The following is a 15,608-nucleotide window of genomic DNA, read 5'->3' as shown; positions in this document are numbered from 1 at the left end:
CTATCTTTGCGCAAAATCATAATTATCATGCTTTCGCCTCTTTCAGCAGTATCACCGGTAGATGGCCGGTACCATAACACTACGCAACAACTATCGGCCTATTTCTCAGAAGCAGCGCTAATCAAATACCGCGTTTTTGTTGAGATAGAATATTTTATAGCCTTATGCGAAATGCCGTTGCCGCAACTGCAACATTTTGACGCTACCTTGTTTGAAAAGTTACGCGATATTTATCGTTTATTTAACGAAAACGATGCCGAGGCTATCAAATCCATTGAGAAGATAACCAACCACGATGTTAAGGCGGTTGAGTACTTTATCAAACAAAAGTTTGATGCTCTCGGCCTGCAGGAGCAAAAAGAATTTATCCATTTTGGCCTAACATCCCAGGATATTAATAATACCGCCATCCCCTACTCGTTTAAGCTGGCCATGAACGAGGTTTACCTACCCGCAGTTAATGAGGTAATTGATCAGCTAAAAGCTTATGCCGAAGAATGGAAAACCATACCGATGCTGGCCCATACGCACGGGCAGCCTGCTTCGCCCACCCGTTTGGGCAAAGAGCTGATGGTATACGTAGAACGGCTGGAAGCCCAGTTAGAACTATTTGCCACTATACCTTACTCGGCCAAATTTGGTGGCGCAACAGGTAACTTTAACGCCCATTTTGTGGGTTACCCGGCTACCGATTGGAAAGCCTTTGGCAACAACTTTGTAAATAATGTGCTGGGGCTAAAACGCTCGCAATACACTACGCAGATTGAGCATTACGATAATTTTGCCGCGCATTGTGATAATTTAAAACGGATCAACAATATACTGATTGATTTGGACAGGGATATGTGGACCTACATATCTATGAATTATTTTAAACAAAAAATCAAGGCGGGCGAGATAGGCTCATCGGCCATGCCGCATAAAGTTAACCCCATTGATTTTGAAAACTCGGAGGGTAACCTGGGCATTGCCAACGCTTTATTTGAGCACTTAGCCGGTAAACTGCCTATATCACGCCTGCAGCGCGATCTGACGGATTCAACTGTATTACGCAATATTGGCGTACCTGTAGCACATACTTTAATAGCGCTAAAATCGACCATGAAAGGCTTAGGTAAATTATTGCTGAATCAGCCTGCATTAAGCGCGCACCTGGAGGCTAACTGGGCTGTTGTTGCCGAAGCTATACAAACTATTTTACGCCGCGAGGGTTATCCTAATCCGTACGAAGCTTTGAAGGACCTTACGCGTACTAATGCCGAAATTAATGCCGCCACCATTGCACAATTTGTTGAAACCTTACAAATCGGCGATGATATCAAGCAGGAAATCAGACTGATAAGCCCTTCAACGTATACCGGGACATAAACATTTTATTAATGGCCGTGTTATCGTATAAAGACACTGATGATAAGTGATACTCGATACTAAATTGGCATAAGTCATTTACAGGTCATACTATCGGGCGGGTACTTGAAAAGGCAAAAAGCTCATTAATTTTGTAATCATTATAAATAAGAAAAGAAGGTCATGAATATTAACGTATATACCGAATCGACACCCAACCCGGCTACCATGAAGTTCATTGTGAACAAGTTGCTGATTAATGGCAGTGTGGATTATGCTACGCGCGAAAGTGCCGAAAAATCGCCTTTTGCTAAGGAGCTTTTTAAGTTTTCATTTGTGAATGGCGTTTTCTTTGCCAGCAATTTTGTAACGGTTACCAAAACTGAAGGCAGCGACTGGAACGACCTTGAACCGATATTAAAAGAGTTTGTTAAAGGCGCGGTTGAATCGGAACTGCTGGTGCAGATAAAAGAGCAGGAAGAAGTTGCTTTTGAAGGTACTGATGCGGAGATAAAAATTCAACAAATATTACAAGACTACGTTCGCCCGGCCGTTGAGCAGGATGGCGGCGCTATAACCTACAAATCGTTTAACGAAGGTGTGGTTACGGTTGAGCTTCGAGGTTCGTGCAGTGGTTGCCCATCATCAACAATTACGCTAAAATCGGGTATCGAAAACCTTTTGAAACGTATGGTTCCTGAAGTTACCGAAGTTGTATCGGAAGCACTGTAATTTTTTTGGATTTCACTGATTGGTATCGGTAAAATCATCAAACATCTGTGAAATCAATACAATAAAGTTTAATTGTTTTACTATAATTTGAATGAACACCGGTTTGCTATTTGCAGGCTGGTGTTTTTTTTGACCACTGATTTTAAATGATTTATTTGATTACGCTGATTCTTTGCCCCCTGATTTGAAGGATGATTGATTGAATTGATTGCACTGATTTCTTGTTTGATTGCTGTTGATAATAGTGTTTTATCGGGAGGCGACAAATGAATGCCTTACTTTCAATGAGTCAAATCATAATCCCCCGGCGAAATCAAAAAACAAAATCAAAAATCAGTGTAATCAAATAAATCATTTAAAATCAGTGGTCAAAATCAGCGGTCAAATAACGTTTAACTATCCTGAGCTTATGCGTATACTTTTTCTGTTCAGCCGAATAAATTCCCTGATCATCAATCTGGTCAATTTTTACCCTGCCTGAGGCGTGTATGATGCTGTGGTTATCCAGCATAATACCTACGTGGGTTATCCTGCCCTCGGCGTTATCAAAAAAAGCAAGGTCGCCCAGGCGGGCTTCCAGTAAAAAGTCTACCGCTGTTCCCTGCCCTGCCTGCAGGTAGGCATCGCGTTGTAAGGTGGTACCCCGGGTACGCAATACGGCTTGTGTATAGCCAGAGCAATCGATACCGAAGTGGGTACGCCCTCCCCAAAGGTATGGAGTGTTTAAAAAAGAATAAGCTGTTTCTAAAAACGCGGTTAAATCGTCGGCGGAGCGCACATTGTAATTAATACCTGCAAGTCGGCAGTCGGCGCCATCATAAAAAGGGAGTGAGCATCCAAAAGGTAATGATAATACCGAATTATCACTCTCTTTAAGCACAGGAGTTACCACAGAACGGGTTGTAACGATGTTTTCCAATGACAGGCTCAATATTTCACCGGCAGTAACGGGTTGATACTGCAAATTAGTTATCCATCCCTCATAGCCATCAAATGTAGTTACTATACGTGACCAATCATCCGTGCGTTCTACAATTTCAAACGTTTCGCCAAACAACAACTGCGATGTCATTTCGCTCCGGTGAGTGGCCTCAGCCCTGAGCGGGGCAATCGCTAAGTTACAGATACCGTATTCCATAGGGCAAATTTATTATTCGGCAGGCATTGTTTTCATTAAATAATTATATATTTTTGGTAAGTACTTACGTAAATACTTTTAAAATGAAAAGAAACATCATCGATAAACTTGAAGAGTTGGCGATAGGTGCCCGTATGCGCCGCTTATATGATATTTTCGCCAAGGATGTAGCTTTGATTTACAAAGATCAACAGCTTGATTTTGAGCCCAAGTATTTTACGCTTTACTATTTAATCAGCGAACGCCAGGAAGTATCGGTTACAGAAATTGCCGAGGAGTTAAATCTCACACATCCCGGTGTTATTCATTTAGCTGGCGAGTTAGAGCAGCTTGGATTTATTGAATCATTTAAACTTTCGGGCGATAGCAGAAAAAGAATGCTCCGGTTATCAGCCCAAGGCCGCCAGTCGTTACCTAAATTTACAGACGTATGGAATAAAATAGCGGGCCTAAACCAATCGTTGTTTAACAGCCAGCAGTATAATTTATTATCGGCTGTAAAAGAAACCGAAGCCATGCTTGAGGAAAAAACTTACTATCAGCGTTTCCAAGCTATGTTTTCGCCGGTAGCAGACGACCAGATCAGGATATTGGATTACGAACCATCGTTGGCAAAATATTTCAAGGGCTTAAACATCGAATGGATCAACACCCATTTTACCGTTGAGGAACACGACCTGGAACAATTAAACCACCCTGAAGAACATATTATTAATGATGGCGGTAAAATACTTTTTATAAGCCTTGCAGATGAAATTGTTGGCACATGCGCCCTGATTAAAACAGGCGAAGCCGAATACGAATTGGCCAAAATGGCTGTAAGCCCACGCTTCCAGGGGCGGCAATTGGGCAAAAAACTGATGGACGCAGCCATCAAAAAAGCGGTTGAACTAAAAGCAAAAAGAGTTTGGCTGGGTTCAAACACTAAACTAACGGCGGCTATTAACCTGTACAAAAAAACAGGCTTTAAAGAAATCCCCATCGGCTCAACACCTTATGCGCGGGCCAACATCAAAATGGAGCTATACCTCTAACAAATTAAAAGGGAACACATCAAAATGTATTCCCTTTTAATTTTGTTTAAATATTTTTAATTATTCGCCCATGTGCAGCCATTCTTTCTTGGCTAACAGTTCTTCTTTGGTTTCGCGTACATCTTCATCGTCCACGCAGCAATCAACCGGGCAAACGGCGGCACACTGCGGCTCATCATGAAAACCAACACATTCAGTACACTTATCGGGCACTATATAATAAACTTCGTCGTTTAATGCAGCCTGTGTTTCTTCGGCATTCAAAGTATTACCGTCACCAAAATCAATAATTCCCTTTAAACCAGTACCATCCGAAAAGCGCCATGCGGCACCCGCATCATAAATAGCATTGTTTGGGCATTCCGGCTCACAAGCTCCGCAATTGATGCATTCGTCAGTGATTTTAATCGCCATTGTTTTATAAAAAAATATATATGCTAAAAAATTAACTTTGCCTCGCGGCTTTAGTCTGCAAATATAACAAAAAATCCGTTTTGGAGTTTTACCCAATGCCATTAATATGTCACAAGCAAATACTTTATATTTAATAGATACTTTTTCGGAGTTAGGCCGCCAGCTTGCAAACCCCGACGAAAGCCTGCAACAAGTGATAACCAACGAGCATCATTATAATGCCTGGTTTACCCCGCCCAATACGTTGAACGCCGTAAAAGCCATCGGCAGGATGCTCAACAGGGAAGATTTAGAGAAGTGGCTGGAGGGAGGCGTAAAAGTCCATAGTCGATGGACCATAGACCATGGTAAAGATGTAAAAGTCCATAGTCCATGGACCATAGACCATGGTAAAGATGTAGAAGTTGATAGTTCATTGACCGCAGATCGTGGTAAAGACAGGGAAACTAATTTGTTGGATACAACTGAAAAAGCTACGGAACATCGACCACCGACCATCAACTCTTCCCCAACCATGGACCATGGACTATCGACTATCGACCCTTCCACAACCGTGGACCATCGACCACCGGCCATAGACGCTTCCCAAACCATGGACCATGGACCATCGACTATCGACCCTTCCACAACTATCGACTACTCCGCTAAAGTCGGTTTAATCCTGGCGGGCAATATCCCTTTGGTTGGCTTTCATGATGTTTTATGCGTATTGGCTTCGGGCAACAGGGCGCTTATTAAGGCATCATCAAACGACGCGCGGCTTATTAAGTATATTTTAAATTTACTGGTTGAGATAGCCCCCGAGTTTGAAACCCGGTTTAGCTTTGTGGAACGCCTGGCTAATTTTGATGCCGTAATAGCTACTGGCAGCAACAATACATCGCGCTATTTTGAATATTATTTTGGCAAGGTGCCTAACATTATCCGCAAAAACCGCAATAGTGTGGCCCTGTTAACCGGCAACGAAACTAAGGAGCAGTTATTTATGCTGGGGCATGATATCTTTGACTTTTTTGGCCTGGGTTGCCGCAATGTTTCTAAATTGTTAGTACCTGCCGGATATGATTTTGTTCCGTTTTTTGAGGCTATTGAACCGCACCAGCCCATAATCAACCATCATAAATACAATAACAATTACGATTATAACAAATCGATCTACCTGGTAAACGGTGATAAACATCTGGATAACGGCTTTTTGTTGGTGAAAGAAGACGAGCGCTTAGCCTCGCCCCTGGCGGTACTTTATTTTGAGTATTATGATAATCTGCCAGCTGCTGTAAATCGGCTGGCGGATTTGTCAGAATCTATACAGTGCATTGTTACCCATGAGGCCGTAGCTGTAAGTAACCAGGTGGTTGATTTTGGCAAGAGCCAGCAACCTCAATTATGGGACTATGCTGATGGTGTTGATACGATGGCGTTTTTGACCACTGATTTTTGACCACTGATTTATAGAATGATTAATGTGATTACACTGATTTTTGAACGCTAATTTTATAGATGATTGATTTGATTACACTGATTTTTGAATGCTGATTTTGTAGATGATTAATGTGATTCCGCTGATTTTTTGAGCTGTCACTACCGTAGACCGTTTACAATTGCGTTTTTTTTCGCATTACGCAATACGCCTATCGCTATACTAAATAAAAATCCGCTGCCAAAATTATCAAGCTATTGTTACCTTTACGGCTATGTATATCATCAAAGTTAAAGGCGTTGCCAAAATACCCGATTATGTACAGCTTCGCGACGAAAAATTTACCTTGCTGGCTTATTTCAGGGTGGACAGGCCCGATAAATCGTTAGATAAGATAGGCCTGGCCGATAAAGCGGAGTACATTATGAATATTGTAAAGGATTTGCCGTTTGGGCAGATATTAAAATTGGAGATCTGAATAAAATGATAGGTAATTCTGTTATAAAACTGGATGGCATTGATATTTTTCAGCAGAAGCACCTGGTGCTGTCTGATGTAAATTTGCATATAGATAAAGGCGACTTTGTATGGCTGATTGGGCAAACCGGATCGGGCAAGAGCAGCTTATTGAAGGTTATTTATGGCGACTTACCGGTTAAAACCGGCGAAGGGCATGCCTGCGGATACGACTTGACAAAGCTGCCAGATCGCGAAATTCCGTTTCTGCGCCGCAAGCTGGGTATTGTTTTCCAGGATTTTCAGCTATTAACCGACCGTACCGTTGCTCAGAACCTGCAATTTGTAATGAAGGCAACAGGGTGGGTGGATAAGAAATTGATTGACGAACGCACCCGGGATGTTTTGGAAAAAGTGGGCCTTCGATCAAAAATAAACAAAATGCCGCACGAGCTTTCGGGTGGTGAACAACAGCGGGTAGTTATAGCCCGTGCCTTGTTAAACGACCCGGAGATTATTTTGGCTGATGAACCCACCGGTAACCTTGACCCCGAAACATCAGAAGATTTGATTATGCTGCTTAAACAGATTAGCCAGAGCGGTACAGCAGTGTTGGTTGCTACTCACGATTACCACATTATCCGCCAGTTCCCTTCACGTATTATTAAATGCGAGAATGGCAAAGTTCTGGAGGATGTACACATAGGGTAGTCCAGCTGACACTTCAGGCCCATTTTTATTGGCGACAGCTGAGCAGAACTTATTTTGCGCTGGTGCTTAAGGATGATTATAACAGCGCACTGATGGAAGGCGAGAAAGTGATTTAAATCATTTCTGCCATAATTAACAATGCGTATTGCCATACTTTCATAAACTGTAAAAATATTCTGACAGCCTGTCTTATATATCTCAATGGCAAGATACTTGATTAGCACTATTTATTATGAATTTTAACGACATGTTAAAGAAGAAAAAGAAAGAAGACGAGCAAACTTCTGTGGATACAAATGAGCAATTATCGGATGATTCACAAACGGTGAGTGATGCGATTTTGGAAGAAAAAGAACAACAGATACAGGAAGAGATATCAGCTGAAGAAAGATTGAAGGCTGAATTAGCACAGGCTAACGACAAATATCTGCGCCTTTATGCCGAGTTTGACAACTTCCGCAGGCGTACCAGTAAAGAGCGTATTGAATTACTGCAAACTGCCGGTAAAGAAGTGATAACCTCTTTATTACCTGTTCTGGATGATTTTGAACGTGCCTTAAAAGCCATGGAAACAGCCACCGACGTAGTACCAGTTAAAGAGGGTGTGGCATTGGTGCAAAATAAACTAAACCACATTTTAAGCAGCAAAGGTTTAAAGCCAATGGAAGCTAAAGGACAGGTTTTTGATGCCGATCTTCACGAGGGTATTACCAGCATACCCGCCGGCGACGACCTTAAAGGTAAGGTAGTTGACGAGCTGGAAAAAGGTTATTATCTTAACGACAAGGTTGTACGCTTTGCAAAGGTGGTAGTAGGCAACTAATGATTGATGGACTGAATGATTGAGTGATTGATTTTTTAATTAATTCTCTCAGTCACTAAAATCAATCCTTCAATCACTCAATAATTCAATCATTACAATAAATGGCAAAAAGAGATTATTACGATATACTGGGCGTAGCTAAAGGGGCAAGTGCTGAAGAGATTAAGAAAGGCTACCGCAAAATGGCTATTAAATATCATCCGGACAAAAACCCGGGGGATAAGGAGTCTGAGGAGCATTTTAAGGAAGCGGCAGAAGCTTACGAAGTATTGAGCAGCCCAGAGAAGCGCCAGCGTTATGATCAGTTTGGCCATGCGGCCAATGCGCACTCTGCCAGTGGTGGCGGTTATGGCGGTGGCAACATGAATATGGAAGACATATTCAGCCAGTTTGGCGATATCTTTGGCGGCGGCAGTCCGTTTGAAGGTTTTTTTGGCGGTGGAGGCCAGAGCCGTAATGGCGGAAGGCGCGTTACCAAAGGAACCAACTTGCGCATTAAGGTACGTTTAACGCTGGAAGAAATTGCTAACGGTGCCGAAAAGAAAATTAAAGTTAACAAACAAGTACTTTGCAATACATGCGATGGTACGGGTGCCAAGGATAAATCATCTTTCCAAACCTGTAAAACCTGCGGCGGTGCCGGGGCTGTTCGCCGGGTAACCAATACCATATTGGGCCAGATGCAAACTACCAGCACCTGCCCTACCTGCAACGGGGAAGGCAGCATAATTACATCTAAATGTAGTGTTTGCCATGGCGACGGTGTGGTACGCGGCGAAGAAACCATTACCATTAACATACCTGCCGGTGTAAGCGAAGGCATGCAACTGAGCATGAGCGGCAAAGGTAATGCAGCCCCACGCGGCGGTATACCTGGCGATTTAATTATCCTGGTAGAAGAGATTGAACACGAGACTTTAAAGCGCGATGGCAATAATGTAATTTACGACTTGCACATCAGCTTTATTGATGCTGCCTTAGGCACCAGTGTAGAAATACCTACAATTGATGGCAAAGCGAAAATCAAGATTGACCCAGGCACCCAGGGCGGACGTATTTTACGCCTTAAAAACAAAGGTGTACCAGAAGTAAACTCTTACCAGCGTGGTGATCAGTTGGTGCACATCAACGTTTGGACACCAAAAGCATTGAGCCGCGAAGAACGCGACCTGTTAGAAAAACTGCAAAACTCACCTAACTTTAAACCTAATCCGGGTAAAAACGAAAAGAACTTTTTTGAACGGATGAAGGAATATTTTGAATAGTTAGGATAGTGATAGAAATTTAAAGGGCTCAAAACTGTGATGGTTTTGAGCCTTTTTTTTGATAACTCCCCTACTATGAATATAGGGCAGTTACTCCGGTGGTAACAATTACTGCCAAAAAGCGTCTAATCATTATGGGTGCAAATGTATCAACTATGGAGCAAAGGAAAGCTATCGTTGTTGGAGCCAGTTCTGGCATAGGGAAAGAGTTAGCTATTTTACTGGCCGCTCAAGGTTACACCGTTGGCATTACTGGCCGACGCCAGGAGTTGCTAAACGATTTGCAACAAAAGTATCCGGGTAACTTTACAGTCAGTTGCTTTGATGTGAGCGATACGGTTGCAACCACAGAACGGCTCGGGCAACTCACGCAACAATTAAACGGCCTGGATCTGATTGTGATCTGCGCTGGATACGGGGATAATAATCCAGATCTGGACCATCGTATTGAACAGGCAACCATTAATACCAACATAACCGGTTTTACGGCTGTGGCCGATTGGGCCTACCAATATTTTAAGCAACAGAGTAAAGGGCATATTGTTAATATATCGTCTATAGCAGGCCTGCGGGGTAGTGGCGGAGCACCATCATACAGCGCCACCAAAGCTTACCAGATTAATTACCTGGAAGCTTTGCAACAAAAGGCAAATAAAGGAAAAGATAACATTAAAATAACTGATGTAAGGCCAGGTTTTGTAGATACAGCTATGGCCAAAGCCGAACAAAAATTCTGGGTATCTTCGCCCCAAAAAGCGGCTGCGGATATTGTTGATGCGATTAAAAAACAAAAACAAGTTATATACGTTACCAAACGCTGGAGGTTGATTGCAGTATTGTTAAAATTACTTCCCCGATTGTGGTACACCAAATTATAAAATTATAAATGAGCAATTGCATTGCCGTTATGGACCTCGGCACCAACACTTTCCATTTACTGATAGCCGATGTTACTGACGGCACTTTCAATGAACTTGCCCGCGACCACGAAGCGGTAAAACTTGGTGAGGGAGGCATTAATAAAGGCCATATCCAGCAAAACGCTTTCGACCGTGGAATAGCTGCCATGGAACGTTTTAGTAGCCAGATAGGCCAATATAATGTTAAGCGGGTAAAGGCAATTGCTACCTCGGCTTTACGCAGCGCATCAAACGGAACGGATTTTATCAATACCGTAAAAGAGCACACCGGGATTGAGATTGAAATTATCGACGGAATTAAGGAAGCCACTTATATTTATCATGGCGTAAAGGCAGCAGGAGCGTTATCTGCCAGTACTTCGCTCATTATGGATATAGGTGGTGGCAGTGTGGAGTTTATTATTTGTACCCAGGATGAGATGTTGTGGAAACAAAGCTTTGAAATTGGAGCAGCCCGCTTAATTGAACGTTTTCACCAGGTTGACCCTATCCCAGCTGAAGCCATACAGCAATTACATGCTTATTTGGATGAGATACTGAAAGATTTGTTTACAGCCGCAAAGGATATTGGGGTTGATAAATTAATTGGCTCGGCTGGCGCATTTGAAACCTTTGCCGAAGTGCTTGAGCTGGAAAAACAAGACGATTTTGATGTGAAGCATATTAAAACTTATGACTTCGATTTAGATAGCTTTATCAGGATAACCGATATCTTGATTGCCTCCTCCAGTCAGCAGCGCAAAGCCATGAAGGGGATCATATCCCTCAGGGTAGATATGATTGTGGTAGCCTCCATTATTACCCGTTATGTAATGGATAAGCTGAATATAAAACGGGTGAGCATGTCTACCTATTCGTTAAAAGAAGGCGTGATGGTAGTGCAAGCCCTAAGCCTGGAGTCGTGAGTACTGAGTACTGAGTCTTTGAGTGTAATAGTCAGTGAGGGATTTTGCGCACGCTTAAATATACCGTATGAGCTGCGTTACTTGTAGCAAATCTTTATCTTGCATCGCGTCGATAACGGTTTCTTTTCGAAGTACTCTTAAGACTCAGAACTCCGGGCTTATAATAACGTATTGCTAAGTTATTGATTATCAATACCGAATCGTCATTGCGAGGAACGAAGCAATCTCTACATAGGCAGAGCGGCTCTGCAGGTTCTCCCTGTATATTATAAAGACGTCTACTTAAGTTTTTGATTATCAGTGCGTCTGTTTTTGCTACGATAATCAGAGTTCTTAATTTACAACATCGACACGCTCAGTCGCCGCGTGAAGGGCTGTTACTTTTGTCTTGACACAAAAGTAACCAAAAAGTCAAGACTGCCCGATCCTTCCACCCGCGAGGCCAGCTCCCGGCCCGGCGTGCAGTCGGGGCCTTTGCGCACGTTTGTATCTGCATCAGACAAATTCATCTGCTTTCAAATGTCATCCCTGTTTTTTCCGGGGTGAGGCCCGGTGGGTTACTCAAGACTACAGACTCCCCCTTAAATTTGCCCCATATTGCCCACTGCCAGATAACAGGTAGAAAGCCCGATAATTAAGATCAATACAGCACTTAAAACCCAGGGCATTGCATTTTTACGATATTCGGGCATAATAGCGCTTATGATACCTACCAGAAAGCAGACGGCCACGTGTCCAATCATGACCAACCACATCACAATGATGCCATTGGATCCCGGGATATTGCAAAGCGCTGCATAAAACAGCATGCCCAACAGGTTAATGCCAACAATCCACATGTTGGGCTTGGTGGACTTTTCTTTCACTTCGTTCATAAAGCCATCTCCTTTCTTAACTGTTGCAGGTAATCAATTTTATCGTCGCGGTAAAATAAGTTCATGGTTTCGAAGGGGATAATCTTCATGTCCTTGTTTACAATATGTACACAGGATTTTTTGATAGCCCGTACATCAAAATTATGGGCGTCAATAAACTGCATAATAATGATCCGGAAAAGGTTATCGTAACTCAACTGTGGTGCGTCAATTTCGGGCAGGCAGCACATGATGGATTTGAGGTCTTCCCTTACACTATCAACCGAATTACCGGTACTGAACATATTGAGCAGGTGGGCTTTGATCCTGTCGTCCTGTTCGTAAACAATCGTATTTTTTGAATTATCCAGCAAGTCGTCGGGGTTAATCATCCGCGTAAGCGGGAAAACTTCCCCGCCCAATTTCAAAGCGTAGCCCATAACCAGGGCATCCGGATTGCAGGGTACCGGCAGCAAATCATGCTTATTGAAAATGTCGGTTTGCTCCAATATGGCCGTTCGTACTTCCGTAAGCGTATAACGGTCGGTTTGTGAATTATAGTTCTGTAGGCGGCCCGCTTCTTGTGTTGGTTGGAAAGTTACACCGCGTACACAGGGCTGCTTTAAGGCATAACGGATAATATCGCCAATCTCATCAGTATTCAGGCCCTTTTGCAGGGTAACAACCAGCGTTGTTGAGAGGTTATATTTGTTCAGGTTCTCAATGGCTTTCCTCCTCACCTCGCGCAAATCCTCGCCGCGCAATTGTTCCAAAGCCTCCTTTTTAAACGAATCAAATTGCAGGTAAACTTCAAAGTCGGGGGCGTAAGTAGCCAGGCGTTCCACAAAGCCTTCATCTTTTGCTATACGGATGCCATTGGTATTGAGCATCAAATGCTTAATGGGTTTACGTTTAGCAATATCCATAATCTCGAAAAACTGTGGGTGAACCGTTGGCTCCCCACCGCTTATCTGCACCACATCCGGCTTACCCTCGTTGGCTACAATGGTATCCAACATCTGCTCAATTTCGTGCAGGGTACGATGCCTGCCATAACTTGGCGAAGACATGGCGTAGCAGGTTGGGCAGCTCAGATTGCAGCGGTCGGTTACCTCGATCACCGTGAGGCAGGAGTGTTGTTCGTGATCCTGGCATAAACCGCAATCATAAGGGCAACCGTAATGTGTGGGCGTATTAAATTTGAGCGGCATCTCGCTGCGCTTGGCATAATTGCGGCAGTTTTTATAGTACTCGATATCGGTAGCTATCAATACCTTTTCGCGGCCATGCTGCGGACAGCTTTTGAGCATGAACACTTTGTCATCCTCGAAAATTATTTTAGCATCAACACGCTTTAAGCAAGTAGCGCAAATGCTGATGGTAAAATCATAATAAATATACGGGCGCTCAGGCATAATTTTCAATCAGTTTTTCAGGATGTAGAAATAGTTTATAATAATACAAAATCCCGCCCAAACAAACTAACTGTATTACGCCCAAGCCAAAGCTAAAAAAGTAATCGGGTTTAATAAACTCGATCATGAACCTGAACAATAGGTAAGCCACCATTAATATTTTAAACCGGGCACCGTTGGCCAGCGTAAAACGTTTCTCGGTAATGTATAGACCTATCCAAAGCGCTATCCAAAATAGAATTTCGTATAAATTAGTGGGATGCCTGCGGATACCATCGCCAAAATCAATAGCCCAGGGCAGGTTGGAAGCGATTCCGAAAGTACCATCTTCCAATCCGGCCCAAAAACAGCCAATACGGCCGATGATCATGGCTAATATTAATGGATAAACCATCATATCGCCAGAAGACACTGTGACGCCTATTTTCTTTTTGGTAAGCTCCACTCCTATTAAGCCACCCAAAAAGCCGCCAACGATAGTTTTATTCCCCATAAAATAAACTAAACTAAAATGCGGTAATTGGCTGGGATTCTCTAAGACTCCAACCAAATGCGAGCCCAAAAATGCGCCTACCGCCGCGCCGATAAAAATGATCAAACGATTTTCGGTATTGATCAAATCGGTAGTGTGCTTACGCAGATAAGCGTAATAGCGGTAGCCTAAAAAGTAAGCCATAGTTTCGCAAACCAGGTGTACCGGGATACTGAACGAGCCGATGTGGATATTGATGGGGAAGTGCAAAGCTGGGTTTTATTTTATTGTAAACTAAATAAATAACCGGGCCAATCAAAGTAACATCAAAAACAGGCAACCAGATGCTAAAGGCAAATCCTTCCCTTATCATCCCGAAGGATGTTTATAAATTTTTCCCTTGATTATTTCAACTTTACCAAAGCCTGGTATAACTTTTCGGTAGGCAAGCCAACCACGTTGGTATAAGAGCCATCAATTTTAACGATGCCGGTTAAGCCAATCCATTCCTGTATGCCATAGGCACCTGCTTTATCCATGGGCTGATATCGGTCTACATAAAAATTGATTTCCTCGTCGCTCATCACCCGGAAAAGCACATCAGATACATCATAAAACAAGTTATACTGCTGCTTGTACAGTATACACACGCCGGTAATTACCTGGTGTTTGCGGCCAGACAAGGTTTGCAACATGGCTACCGCATGTTCGGGGGTTTCAGGTTTCCCTAATATCTGGTTATCAATACTCACAATGGTGTCGGCAGTAACTACAACCTCATCTTCAATCAACTCATCAAAGGCCCTGCACTTTTTTTCGGCGATGTATAAGGCAATTTCCTGAGGCGTAAGCCCTTCGGGATATGATTCATCCACATCCTTAAGCACTACCCTGAAGTTGATATTCATCAAAGTTAAAAGCTCCTGCCTGCGCGGAGATTTAGATGCCAGTATAACGGAAGGAATAGTGCTGTTCATGATGGTTATTTGTTATTGGGTTATTGAGTTACTGGTTATTGAGTCACTGGTTATTGGGTTAGTGGTTATTAGGTTACTGGGTTATTGATTATTGGGCTACAGGCCTTACAGAGTTATGTCTGTCACTCGTATTGAGCTATTGATTTACAGGCATTGGGTTTATAAGAAGTATAACTTAATAACCAGTCACAAAGATGTAGCGTTCTCGCTCATCCACTTGCCTTGTATCTTTAAAACCTTTTCAATCACATCACGTACGCAGCCGCGACCACCCAACGCGGGCGATATATATTTTGCAACTGCTTTTACCTCTTCGGCCGCATCTGCCGGGCAGGTAGGCAAACCGATGGCCTTCATGATGTCAATATCCGGAATATCGTCACCCATGTATAAAACATTAGTCGGGTCGATATAATTTTGGGCGATGTAATCTTTGTAGAGATCAAGTTTGATATGTGCCCCTAAAAAAACATCATAGATACCCAAACCGTTTAAGCGGTGCCTCACCCCTTCGGATTTGCCCCCGCTAATCACGCAAACACGGTACATACATTTAACTGCCAGTTGCAAAGCATAACCATCTTTGGTATTAAAAGTACGGCATTGCTCACCAGCCTCAGTAACAAAAACCGATCCGTCGGTTAATACGCCGTCAACGTCGAAAATAAATGTGGTAATGTCTTTGAGTTTATCAAGCATACTTTTGCTGATTACACCGATTTTTT

General features: G+C 43.0%; 18 protein-coding genes. 10 read left to right on the top strand and 8 right to left on the bottom strand.

What is annotated here, in order from left to right; genetic code table 11:
• Window positions 1-24: 24 nt before the first annotated feature.
• Both purB and MUCPA_RS26505 read left to right on the top strand, forming a co-directional pair.
• The gene (gene purB / locus MUCPA_RS26510; RefSeq protein ID WP_040628122.1) at window positions 25-1,368 is read left to right on the top strand and encodes an adenylosuccinate lyase; all 1,344 of its coding nucleotides are present in this window, start codon (window positions 25-27) and stop codon (window positions 1,366-1,368) included.
• A 162-nt stretch (window positions 1,369-1,530) separates the two neighbouring features.
• Window positions 1,531-2,079 carry a NifU family protein gene (locus MUCPA_RS26505; RefSeq protein WP_008510620.1) on the top strand — a complete coding sequence of 183 codons (549 nt, stop codon included), beginning with the start codon at window positions 1,531-1,533 and terminating at the stop codon, window positions 2,077-2,079.
• A 361-nt stretch (window positions 2,080-2,440) separates the two neighbouring features.
• Here MUCPA_RS26505 and MUCPA_RS26495 read toward each other — a convergent pair whose 3' ends face one another.
• Window positions 2,441-3,217 carry a C40 family peptidase gene (locus MUCPA_RS26495; RefSeq protein ID WP_008510618.1) on the bottom strand — a complete coding sequence of 259 codons (777 nt, stop codon included), beginning with the start codon at window positions 3,215-3,217 and terminating at the stop codon, window positions 2,441-2,443.
• 83 nt (window positions 3,218-3,300) lie between these two features.
• On the opposite strand from MUCPA_RS26495, the gene MUCPA_RS26490 reads away from it, so the two are divergent.
• Window positions 3,301-4,251 carry a bifunctional helix-turn-helix transcriptional regulator/GNAT family N-acetyltransferase gene (locus tag MUCPA_RS26490; RefSeq protein ID WP_008510616.1) on the top strand — a complete coding sequence of 317 codons (951 nt, stop codon included), beginning with the start codon at window positions 3,301-3,303 and terminating at the stop codon, window positions 4,249-4,251.
• 60 nt (window positions 4,252-4,311) lie between these two features.
• Here the strand turns inward: MUCPA_RS26490 and MUCPA_RS26485 are convergent, their stop codons facing one another.
• Window positions 4,312-4,665, bottom strand: coding sequence for a 4Fe-4S dicluster domain-containing protein (locus MUCPA_RS26485; RefSeq protein ID WP_008510615.1), 354 nt, complete (start codon window positions 4,663-4,665; stop codon window positions 4,312-4,314).
• A gap of 106 nt (window positions 4,666-4,771) precedes the next feature.
• Between MUCPA_RS26485 and MUCPA_RS39440 the strand changes: the two genes are divergently transcribed.
• The 7 genes from MUCPA_RS39440 (at window position 4,772) to MUCPA_RS26450 (ending at window position 11,165) form a co-directional block, all read left to right on the top strand.
• The gene (locus MUCPA_RS39440; RefSeq protein WP_008510613.1) at window positions 4,772-6,106 is read left to right on the top strand and encodes a hypothetical protein; all 1,335 of its coding nucleotides are present in this window, start codon (window positions 4,772-4,774) and stop codon (window positions 6,104-6,106) included.
• Window positions 6,107-6,359: 253 nt separating this feature from the next.
• Window positions 6,360-6,563: a hypothetical protein gene (locus tag MUCPA_RS26475; RefSeq protein ID WP_008510611.1), complete on the top strand. Its 204-nt coding sequence runs from the start codon at window positions 6,360-6,362 to the stop codon at window positions 6,561-6,563.
• Between the two features lie 5 nt (window positions 6,564-6,568).
• The gene (locus tag MUCPA_RS26470; protein WP_008510609.1) at window positions 6,569-7,252 is read left to right on the top strand and encodes a cell division ATP-binding protein FtsE; all 684 of its coding nucleotides are present in this window, start codon (window positions 6,569-6,571) and stop codon (window positions 7,250-7,252) included.
• Between the two features lie 232 nt (window positions 7,253-7,484).
• On the top strand, window positions 7,485-8,075 hold the full coding sequence (locus tag MUCPA_RS26465) for a nucleotide exchange factor GrpE (protein ID WP_233276797.1): 591 nt from the start codon (window positions 7,485-7,487) through the stop codon (window positions 8,073-8,075).
• Between the two features lie 101 nt (window positions 8,076-8,176).
• Window positions 8,177-9,340 (top strand): molecular chaperone DnaJ, encoded by a 1,164-nt coding sequence (gene dnaJ / locus MUCPA_RS26460; protein ID WP_008510605.1) that lies wholly within the window; start codon window positions 8,177-8,179, stop codon window positions 9,338-9,340.
• Between the two features lie 155 nt (window positions 9,341-9,495).
• On the top strand, window positions 9,496-10,218 hold the full coding sequence (locus tag MUCPA_RS26455) for an SDR family NAD(P)-dependent oxidoreductase (RefSeq protein ID WP_040628117.1): 723 nt from the start codon (window positions 9,496-9,498) through the stop codon (window positions 10,216-10,218).
• An 8-nt stretch (window positions 10,219-10,226) separates the two neighbouring features.
• The gene (locus MUCPA_RS26450) at window positions 10,227-11,165 is read left to right on the top strand and encodes a Ppx/GppA phosphatase family protein (RefSeq protein WP_008510603.1); all 939 of its coding nucleotides are present in this window, start codon (window positions 10,227-10,229) and stop codon (window positions 11,163-11,165) included.
• A 377-nt stretch (window positions 11,166-11,542) separates the two neighbouring features.
• Here MUCPA_RS26450 and MUCPA_RS39325 read toward each other — a convergent pair whose 3' ends face one another.
• From MUCPA_RS39325 to MUCPA_RS26425, 6 genes are all read right to left on the bottom strand, one after another.
• A complete protein-coding gene (locus MUCPA_RS39325) occupies window positions 11,543-11,674 on the bottom strand; it encodes a hypothetical protein (RefSeq protein WP_262492967.1) in 132 nt (43 codons plus the stop codon).
• A 72-nt stretch (window positions 11,675-11,746) separates the two neighbouring features.
• Entirely contained in the window at window positions 11,747-12,040 is a 294-nt protein-coding gene (locus tag MUCPA_RS26445; protein ID WP_008510601.1) for a hypothetical protein, read from the bottom strand.
• A complete protein-coding gene (locus MUCPA_RS26440; RefSeq protein ID WP_008510600.1) occupies window positions 12,037-13,434 on the bottom strand; it encodes a radical SAM protein in 1,398 nt (465 codons plus the stop codon). The genes MUCPA_RS26445 and MUCPA_RS26440 overlap by 4 nt, the downstream gene beginning before the upstream one ends.
• Window positions 13,427-14,176, bottom strand: a complete 750-nt coding sequence (locus MUCPA_RS26435; protein ID WP_008510599.1) for a prolipoprotein diacylglyceryl transferase — start codon at window positions 14,174-14,176, stop codon at window positions 13,427-13,429. The genes MUCPA_RS26440 and MUCPA_RS26435 overlap by 8 nt, the downstream gene beginning before the upstream one ends.
• A 134-nt stretch (window positions 14,177-14,310) precedes the next feature.
• Window positions 14,311-14,883 (bottom strand): Maf family protein, encoded by a 573-nt coding sequence (locus MUCPA_RS26430; protein ID WP_008510598.1) that lies wholly within the window; start codon window positions 14,881-14,883, stop codon window positions 14,311-14,313.
• Window positions 14,884-15,069: 186 nt separating this feature from the next.
• Window positions 15,070-15,582 carry a KdsC family phosphatase gene (locus MUCPA_RS26425; protein WP_008510597.1) on the bottom strand — a complete coding sequence of 171 codons (513 nt, stop codon included), beginning with the start codon at window positions 15,580-15,582 and terminating at the stop codon, window positions 15,070-15,072.
• Between the last annotated feature and the right edge of the window lie 26 nt (window positions 15,583-15,608).

Source organism: Mucilaginibacter paludis DSM 18603 (assembly GCF_000166195.2).
Taxonomy (GTDB): domain Bacteria; phylum Bacteroidota; class Bacteroidia; order Sphingobacteriales; family Sphingobacteriaceae; genus Mucilaginibacter; species Mucilaginibacter paludis.
This window is presented reverse-complemented; position numbering and strand designations above follow the sequence as displayed.

Bases quoted from the DNA above. Each gene is read 5' to 3' on its own strand.
- MUCPA_RS39440 (WP_008510613.1), top strand. From the start codon at position 4,772: ATGTCACAAGCAAATACTTTATATTTAATAGATACTTTTTCGGAGTTA.
- MUCPA_RS26485 (WP_008510615.1), bottom strand. From the start codon at position 4,665: ATGGCGATTAAAATCACTGACGAATGCATCAATTGCGGAGCTTGTGAG.
- MUCPA_RS26455 (WP_040628117.1), top strand. From the start codon at position 9,496: ATGGAGCAAAGGAAAGCTATCGTTGTTGGAGCCAGTTCTGGCATAGGG.
- MUCPA_RS26495 (WP_008510618.1), bottom strand. From the start codon at position 3,217: ATGGAATACGGTATCTGTAACTTAGCGATTGCCCCGCTCAGGGCTGAG.
- MUCPA_RS26470 (WP_008510609.1), top strand. From the start codon at position 6,569: ATGATAGGTAATTCTGTTATAAAACTGGATGGCATTGATATTTTTCAG.
- MUCPA_RS26425 (WP_008510597.1), bottom strand. From the start codon at position 15,582: ATGCTTGATAAACTCAAAGACATTACCACATTTATTTTCGACGTTGAC.
- MUCPA_RS26430 (WP_008510598.1), bottom strand. From the start codon at position 14,883: ATGAACAGCACTATTCCTTCCGTTATACTGGCATCTAAATCTCCGCGC.
- MUCPA_RS26505 (WP_008510620.1), top strand. From the start codon at position 1,531: ATGAATATTAACGTATATACCGAATCGACACCCAACCCGGCTACCATG.
- MUCPA_RS26490 (WP_008510616.1), top strand. From the start codon at position 3,301: ATGAAAAGAAACATCATCGATAAACTTGAAGAGTTGGCGATAGGTGCC.
- MUCPA_RS26440 (WP_008510600.1), bottom strand. From the start codon at position 13,434: ATGCCTGAGCGCCCGTATATTTATTATGATTTTACCATCAGCATTTGC.
- MUCPA_RS26450 (WP_008510603.1), top strand. From the start codon at position 10,227: ATGAGCAATTGCATTGCCGTTATGGACCTCGGCACCAACACTTTCCAT.
- MUCPA_RS39325 (WP_262492967.1), bottom strand. From the start codon at position 11,674: ATGAATTTGTCTGATGCAGATACAAACGTGCGCAAAGGCCCCGACTGC.
- dnaJ (WP_008510605.1), top strand. From the start codon at position 8,177: ATGGCAAAAAGAGATTATTACGATATACTGGGCGTAGCTAAAGGGGCA.
- MUCPA_RS26465 (WP_233276797.1), top strand. From the start codon at position 7,485: ATGAATTTTAACGACATGTTAAAGAAGAAAAAGAAAGAAGACGAGCAA.
- MUCPA_RS26445 (WP_008510601.1), bottom strand. From the start codon at position 12,040: ATGAACGAAGTGAAAGAAAAGTCCACCAAGCCCAACATGTGGATTGTT.
- MUCPA_RS26475 (WP_008510611.1), top strand. From the start codon at position 6,360: ATGTATATCATCAAAGTTAAAGGCGTTGCCAAAATACCCGATTATGTA.